We start from the raw sequence: 249 nt of genomic DNA, 5'->3' as shown, positions 1-249 counted from the left end.
GGGTAAAGGTGCCGTGTTCAGTCTCAAAGGGACGCGACTCAATCTCTTCTACCGTTTGCTCATTGGCAATGCGGTAGTTGATAAGATCAGCGATGGTGCCCATTTTGATGCCGTGCTCTTTTGCAAATATCTCGAGATCATCACGGCGTGCCATTGTACCATCAGCATTGATGATCTCTACAATCACTGCTGCGGGCTCAAGACCTGCCAATCGTGCTAAGTCGCACCCTGCTTCGGTATGTCCGGCAC

1 protein-coding gene is annotated in these 249 nt (G+C 51.0%); it reads right to left on the bottom strand.

Annotated features, from left to right (window positions below):
- Window positions 1–249: 3,4-dihydroxy-2-butanone-4-phosphate synthase (locus AAEZ05_RS29595; RefSeq protein WP_350650192.1), on the bottom strand; the 249-nt coding region annotated here is incomplete at both ends.

The sequence above is a fragment of the Pseudomonas sp. HY13-MNA-CIBAN-0226 genome, assembly GCF_040310305.1.
GTDB lineage: Bacteria > Pseudomonadota > Gammaproteobacteria > Pseudomonadales > Pseudomonadaceae > Aquipseudomonas > Aquipseudomonas gregormendelii.
The sequence above is the reverse complement of the archived record's forward strand: the minus strand, read 5'-3'. Positions and strand labels throughout refer to the sequence as shown.